Annotated in this window: 6 protein-coding genes; 3 read left to right on the forward strand and 3 right to left on the reverse strand. The window is 35.3% G+C overall.

The window, feature by feature from the left end; all coding sequences use genetic code 11:
* Positions 1-54 precede the first annotated feature (54 nt).
* The gene (locus ACFFIX_RS10500; protein ID WP_378933568.1) at positions 55-2,391 is read right to left on the reverse strand and encodes a glycerophosphodiester phosphodiesterase family protein; all 2,337 of its coding nucleotides are present in this window, start codon (positions 2,389-2,391) and stop codon (positions 55-57) included.
* A gap of 826 nt (positions 2,392-3,217) precedes the next feature.
* Positions 3,218-3,598, reverse strand: coding sequence for a DUF4183 domain-containing protein (locus tag ACFFIX_RS10505; RefSeq protein ID WP_378933571.1), 381 nt, complete (start codon positions 3,596-3,598; stop codon positions 3,218-3,220).
* 154 nt (positions 3,599-3,752) lie between these two features.
* On the opposite strand from ACFFIX_RS10505, the gene ACFFIX_RS10510 reads away from it, so the two are divergent.
* From ACFFIX_RS10510 to rbsK, 3 genes are all read left to right on the forward strand, one after another.
* The gene (locus tag ACFFIX_RS10510) at positions 3,753-4,100 is read left to right on the forward strand and encodes a DUF4183 domain-containing protein (RefSeq protein WP_378933573.1); all 348 of its coding nucleotides are present in this window, start codon (positions 3,753-3,755) and stop codon (positions 4,098-4,100) included.
* Positions 4,101-4,572: 472 nt separating this feature from the next.
* Positions 4,573-5,337 (forward strand): alpha/beta hydrolase, encoded by a 765-nt coding sequence (locus ACFFIX_RS10515; RefSeq protein ID WP_378933575.1) that lies wholly within the window; start codon positions 4,573-4,575, stop codon positions 5,335-5,337.
* A gap of 154 nt (positions 5,338-5,491) precedes the next feature.
* Entirely contained in the window at positions 5,492-6,388 is an 897-nt protein-coding gene (gene rbsK / locus ACFFIX_RS10520) for a ribokinase (RefSeq protein WP_378933577.1), read from the forward strand.
* Positions 6,389-6,590: 202 nt separating this feature from the next.
* Here rbsK and ACFFIX_RS10525 read toward each other — a convergent pair.
* Positions 6,591-6,718 (reverse strand): ATP-binding protein (locus tag ACFFIX_RS10525; protein ID WP_378933587.1); only part of this gene is annotated, 128 nt, incomplete at its 5' end.

Here is a 6,718-nt window from a genome sequence, read left to right on the forward strand (position 1 = left end):
TTCTACTATAAAAAACCTGCTGGTTACCAAAAGTAGAAACCAGCAGAATTTGTTTTATTCTGTAACAGTCACTTCAATTGGCTCTGCCACTACATTCCATTCCTTATCTAACATAGTAAATGTGTGTTTCACGAATACTTGTGCTGTTCCAGGTTCTAAAGCTTCAATCGTGTTTCCATTCACGCTTACAACACCAGAATCATTAATGATGTAAAGCTCTGTTTCAATGTTTTCTCTTTTATCAACCCGATAATCAACAAATGCTTTTGCTTGTATAGTCGAGGTTTTTCCTACATTCAAGTTGACCTTCTTAATTGGTGTTTCAAGATTAATAGGCGAGTGAGTTAACCATTGCGTGTAGTCTGTAATTGGTCCAATAATACCTTCTTGCAATTTATCGCTAAAAGCTACCTCATCTCTAAAGGTCCAATGCATATTTAGCATTCCACGTTGGCGCATATAGGTATTAAATTCTTGATAAGCACTGCCATAGCTAGCATTAAGTGTGACGTTTTGACTTGTACCATAATCTAACATTTTTTGAGCATTTTTCAATTTGCCAGCTTCTGTTCCAGGAACACCTGCTGAGAATAGGTAACCATCAGGAATTTCAGGTTTCAGCTTGTTCATCTTAGTCATGCTGCCTAAATTAAAGCTTTGTAAGACCACTTGATCGACCATATTTTCTTCTTCGATTTCTTTTATCACTTGCTCCTCGATTCCCGTGTCTTTTAACTCAACAAGCAATACAATCTCTTTTCCTTTAAAATCCTGTAAAAATTCCTTGAAGGTAGGTACTTTTTCTCCCTTGAATTCCGGACCGAATTTTATACCTGCATCTAAAGCGCGAATTTCATCAAGTGTTAAATCACGAACTCGGCCTGTTCCATCTGTGGTGCGATTTACTGTATCATCGTGCATAATAACGATGTGACCATCCTTCGTTATTTTTAAGTCCGTTTCTATCATATCTGCACCTAGATCATAAGCTAATCTATAGCTCGCCATTGTATTTTCCGGAGCCAACGAAGGTACTCCACGGTGAGCTGCAACAATTGGTCTTTGTATGATCGTGTTTTCTGGGTATTCTTTAAGTGCTTTTGCTGAATACTCTGGTGCATTAGAAATAATACCGTCTACGCCAAGGTGAATCATATCATGGGCAGAATTCTCAGAATCAGCACCAATACCCCAAACAGAAATCGTTCGACTATGCAAATAATGAACAATGTCTTGTGTTAATATTTTTTGAGGAATAATGGCTACTTTTCCATTATGTTTATGAATTTCTTGAGCAAACATCTCTAAATCATTTTTATTTAGTGAGTTTTTCTTGTACAATAGCCCACCTCGTGCAGTTGGATAATTCGTTCTTAATTCTTTTAAAATGGAAGGATTGCTTGAGATGAAATGCACATCATTGGTCTGAGTCTCTTTTAATTCTGCTATAATCGCTTCCACAAGACTAGATTCTTCAATCCTCAAGATCGGAATTCTATTATTTTTGATAGATTTTAATACGTCACCTAGCAATTTATTGTTAGTGATTAACTGCCCATCTTGATTCATTTGAACAGGGAGCACGACAGATGAAACCTGTTCTGTTGTATCTGTGACAGAACTATCAGCTATTAATGTCGGTGGATTGATGATATTTGTTTCAGGTTCAGCTGGAATGAAAGCACCACCGTTCTCAATTGGAGGAAGTGCCTCAGATGTTGTCGTCACTTTCACATTATCAAATTGGACATTTACACCGTTTGCTTGGAAACCAACATCACCTTTCATCCACTGATTGGCCAAATCAGTGTCAATAACCAATTTACCATTTACAAAATGCTGAACACGATTCTTACTAGTTACAACTTTAATTTTGTATGTTTTATTAAATTCAAATTTTTCAGGATAAAAATTCGTCTCAGGAACAACCCATTGATTATTCGCGTTCCTTATGGCAAACTCTAGTCCATTCATAGCCGTTGTTCCTCTTCGGATAGCGAACTGATAATAAGGATAGTTTTCAGATTGGATACGGTACATTAATGAAGCCCAACGTGAATCATCAACCGCTGACAAAAATGTCATATCAGCTTCAAACACATAATCTCCAGAATCAGTTCCAAGGGGTAAAATGACTCTAGATGGTCTTGAGGACGAAGGAGAAGAGAGTAACAGTTTACCTTCCTTCGTTTCGGCATTTCCTTCTACTAATTTCCACCCAGAAGGAAGTTGTCCGTTTGTTATCTCGTCAAAATTTTCGGTCACCAGCACGTTACCCGATTGATTGGCATATGCCTTTGTTTCCATACTGATAAATGAAGGGATTGTACTAATAACAAGAGCAGATGCCACCAACACTGTTGCTACAGATTTCTTTCCTGATCTTTTCACGTTCTGTTCCTCCTAAAAATAATAAGTATAATAGAAATAAATTCTTACTACATAAATTTTAACAGAACAAAAAAATTCTAATGTTAAGAGTTATTTTGTAGGAAGAAAGAAGTGTGTAGTAGTATATATCACCTAAAAAAATCGGTTTTCTAGAACAATCTATACAGGGTTAATTTCGGATAAGGACTAAAGAAATAGTTCTATTAACACGAAAATAAGTTTTGTAAATAGTTTCTTAATATGTAGTTAATATAATTCGACAAAACTATTACATTTTCCGGTTGGATCGGCTCAAAAATACTTAAACTACTACTCTAAAATATTGAAGAATTCACAGAGGAAAATTTTTCAATAAAAAAGCTAGAGAATGAACAATACATAAAGGAACTAACGAAAAAAAGCTATGAAGAGCTAGAAGAATATTGCGCAGCTGTAAATAGAGAAGATGCATTAGCAGAACTAGCGGACATGTATTGCGATCTATCCTAAAGGATAAACGGTACAACTAAACAAAAGAACTGGAATTGTCACAAAATACAATTTCCACTCCGTTGGACAACCTCAGACACGGATTATTAAGGAAGACGATCAAACCGAAATGCTCCTAACATGAAAGTCCATCAACCTCTATGCTTCACACTCCCTACACAAACCCAAGTTCATTACCATATCGTTTTCAACCATGTCCAAACCTATTACTGTAACCCATGAAGTATAATGTAACTTTGACGGAAAAAAGCGACATAAGAAGGTGAACTTTCCTTTTGAAATTGATCCACTAAAAGGAAAAACCCCTGAATAATTACTTCAGAGGTCATTAAAAGTATTAAGTAACAATAGTAGTATCTGATGTTGGTGTGAAGTTTGTAACAACTAGAACTACTGGAGAATTTTGTTCAATCGTTGATCCAGCAGGAACAGTAATAACTAATTGCCCAACACCTGTACCACCAGAAGTATAGGCTAATAGATCTTCCATCTGTAAGACACCATTTACATACACGTTAAAGTAACTGTTATCAGTTGCTAAAGCTGGTAATGTTGTAGCGGCAGCTCCAGTATCTGTAAAGAAATCTCCGACAGCTATTGTTAAAGTTCCAGCACCTACTACAGTCGACGCTGGCTCATTAAAGAACCTTTCAACAGTAGGAGTTGTATCGACTGTTGAATTCGCAGTAATAGCAAGTTTCATGATTTTAAGTGCCAATTAATACCCCCCTTTATTATTTATTCATTTTATGTAAGTTCATTACTTGTTGCTTAGACTTAAAAAGCATAGATGATAAATTGGTCAAGCACATTCTGAAAACTAATTTATAAAATGTAAAGGATATGCAATTAATTTTAGAGGTGAATAGAAAATGAAAAATATAGAAAATAATGTAGTGGAATTAGGAGCCCCAGTTATAACGATCCCTTCTTTACCTCCTAGAATTATTCGTAATCATTCACCTAAGAAAGTAAAAGTTTTTGAATTTTATGCAATATCAGATGGATATAGCAGAATATTTAATGAGGAAGATGGAGTAAAGGAGCTAGGGAAACAAGTAATACTTGATCCTTGCAAGGTATCATACATGAATCTTTTTTTAAACGGAGTATTACAACCTAAAGAAAGCTACGTTGTAGAGAGTGGAGTAATAAAGTTGAAAACAATAGACGTGCCTACAAAAGGAGCACCATTAATACTTCAAATGATAAAAGTGTAAATTGTTCTATCTTGTTGAAAAAAAGGACAAGTCATTTTGAAGATCTTTCCTTTAGGTCTTATAAAAGTTTTTTAATGGAAGTGCATGTTTTCGATAATGAAGATCCCTTATTCGAATAAATATTCATCCTCATAATCATCAAAAAGATTTCGCATTTGCCATCTTCATATTTAAAAGGACTTGCTTTTACATAATGTACAAACAGGTAGTAGATTAGGGTTAATACTGATCATTTAGTTTAAACTCGAGTTGACAGGTCGGAATAATGAGATATATAATTTGGTAATATAAAATAGCCACCCGAGAAAACGAGAACCAAACCTTATTCTTAAAAGGTTAGGCTACTTCTATACATAATACAATTAAACCAACTGGTTAACTGGGTTTATATTATATCCCTAACGTTTTACCCTAAACAGTTCATATCTTCGTTTTTTTAAAATAGATCTTTAGCCTACGAGGAGGAAGAGTGATGAAAGAAAATTATCCTGTCATTGATGGAGCAGAGTCATTTTTTTTAAAAGGAAATAATGTGGGTCTCTTAATCACACACGGGTTTATGGGGACTCCTCAAAGTGTCCGATTTTTAGGCGATAAATTTTCTGAATTAGGATATACGGTTCTTGCTCCAAGGCTAAAAGGTCATGGTACACATTATCAAGATTTGGAAAGATCCACATCCAACGAATGGTTTACTGATTTGGAGAAGGGATATACGGTTCTAAAAGAACACTGCCCAACTATTTTTGTTATTGGGCAATCAATGGGTGGTGCATTAGCGCTTTGGTTGGCTAATAAATATCAGGATATTGAGGGTTTAATCCTAATTAATGCAGCATTAAGCGTGCCAAGTTATGACCAATGGATTGGAAAAACAAGTCCTTCTTACATTTCGGAAACAGCACCAGATATTAAGTTAAAAGGCGTTCATGAAATAACGTATAAAAAGGTACCAATCCTTTCCATTCATGAACTTCAAGCATTATTGAAGAATACTCCTGGAATAATCCCAAAGATAACAAATCCTATTCTATGTTTCAAATCAGCTGAGGATCATGTAGTTCCTCCAGAGAACACAGATTTTATTTTAAAACATATAGGTTCAAATCAGAAAGAAGCTGTTACACTTTCTAATTCTTATCATGTAGCATCAATGGATAATGATCGGGAGTTGATTATCAAAAAATCACACCTTTATATACAGAAACTATTGCAGAAAGTTGAAGTTGTTTTGTAAAGTAATAAAAGCGATATATTTCTATTGGTGATTTTTTCCTTATTCCCACAAATCATTCTATTTTTACCTAATTTGTTAATGAAATAAGAAAGGGACCAACTATGGTTCCTTCTTTTCCTTTAGAAGTTACTATAAAAATCAAGGTGGTAAAACTATGAAGAACCCTATCATCACAGTTATCGGAAGTCTAAACATGGATTTAGTGACCGTTACAGAACGTGTTCCACAACAAGGAGAAACCATCACAGGTCAGTCATTTTCGACCTTTCCCGGTGGTAAAGGAGCCAATCAAGCGGTTGCCGCCGCGAGATTAGGTGCCGAAGTTTTTATGCTAGGAAAAGTAGGGAACGATTCTTTTGGCAAACAACTAAAAGATTTACTATCCCAAGAAGATATTCATGAGGAATACGTAGAGATGTCGACGGACAAAGAAACCGGAACCGCTTCTATAACGATTTCTGGTCATGACAATCGTATTATCGTAGTACCAGGAGCTAACCATGAAGTAACACCTGAATGGGTTACAAGGCATGAATCACAAATTAAAAAAAGTGATCTGCTACTACTTCAATTGGAAATTCCATTAGATTCAGTCGTTAAAGCAACGGAAATAGCAAATAAACATGGAGTTCCAGTCATTTTAAATCCAGCACCTTATCAAAAGTTACCTAAAAAATTAATTGAGAGCGTCACATTCCTCACCCCTAATGAGTACGAATTTAAGCAATTTTTAGTCGAAGCTACCCATGAAGAAAGGGATATGATTTTAGCAAAAAGTATCGTGACAAAAGGGGAAGAGGGGGTCGAATTCCAACTAGATAACCAAAAAATGACCGTACCTGCGATTCAAGTTGATGTCGTCGATACAACGGGAGCGGGAGATACCTTTAACGGAGCCCTTGCTGTCTCATATGCTAAATCAAATAATTTGAAAGAAGCTGCTTTATTTGCAACTCTGGCAGCATCCTTATCGGTGACTAAAATGGGGGCGCAAACTGGCATGCCTTCAAATAAAGAAATGGAAAAAACAATAAATTTTGGACAGAACTAAAAGACCAATTAAAGGAAAGTACCGAAGCCACCTTGTTCAATAAGTTCAAAAAACATGGGTGTAAATTAAAAAAATAAAAGCTAAAACACTAAACACTTAGATAAACCTAAGTGTTTATAGTCACGAAAAAAATTAAGTAACCAGGAGTGCTTACTTTAACATTTTTATAGGTAATTTAAGAAGGCTATTTATTTAGTTAGATTTAAGCAGGAATTGTTATAAGAAATGTTGTCCCTTTGCCTTTTTCACTTTCGACTTCAATTATTCCTTTAACTTTATTGATTGTACTGTAAACCATGAGCATGCCAAGACCTGTTCCTTCTTCTTTTG

This window comes from Metabacillus herbersteinensis (assembly GCF_042433335.1).
Taxonomy (GTDB): Bacteria; Bacillota; Bacilli; order Bacillales; family Bacillaceae; genus Metabacillus; species Metabacillus herbersteinensis.

Bases quoted from the DNA above. Each gene is read 5' to 3' on its own strand.
- rbsK (WP_378933577.1), top strand. From the start codon at position 5,492: ATGAAGAACCCTATCATCACAGTTATCGGAAGTCTAAACATGGATTTA.
- ACFFIX_RS10510 (WP_378933573.1), top strand. From the start codon at position 3,753: ATGAAAAATATAGAAAATAATGTAGTGGAATTAGGAGCCCCAGTTATA.
- ACFFIX_RS10515 (WP_378933575.1), top strand. From the start codon at position 4,573: ATGAAAGAAAATTATCCTGTCATTGATGGAGCAGAGTCATTTTTTTTA.